At 66.6% G+C, this 326-nt stretch carries 1 pseudogene; it reads right to left on the bottom strand.

The window, feature by feature from the left end:
• A pseudogene (locus EN852_RS37690) lies at positions 1-243 on the bottom strand (acyl-CoA dehydrogenase); the annotation flags it as partial.
• Positions 244-326: the final 83 nt, after the last annotated feature.

Raw genomic sequence — 326 nt, 5'->3', positions numbered from 1 at the left:
GGCAAGTGTCTCGCGCGTGATGCAGAGCGTGCGCACGTCGAGCGGCCCAGGATTGGCCGGGTCGAGCGCGGTCGGCTTCAGCCAGCCGTCGAGGCCGAGTTTTGCGACGAGGTCGCGGCAGGCGGCGTCGACGTCGTGGTGATCGACGGGGAGGTTCTTTTCACACCAGGCGTCGAGGCGTTCTGCGAGTTCGCGGTGGCGGTTTTCGAAGAACGGCCAGGAAAGGAAGGAGCGGTCAGGCATTTGCGCCCCCGCAGTTCTGCAGGGTCTGCGCTCTACGGCGCCCCCCTCTGTCCTGCCAGCGTTGCCAGTAACGCACCCATCGT

Source organism: Mesorhizobium sp. M2E.F.Ca.ET.209.01.1.1 (genome assembly GCF_004010375.2).
Taxonomy (GTDB): domain Bacteria; phylum Pseudomonadota; class Alphaproteobacteria; order Rhizobiales; family Rhizobiaceae; genus Mesorhizobium.
The sequence above is the reverse complement of the archived record's forward strand: the minus strand, read 5'-3'. Positions and strand labels throughout refer to the sequence as shown.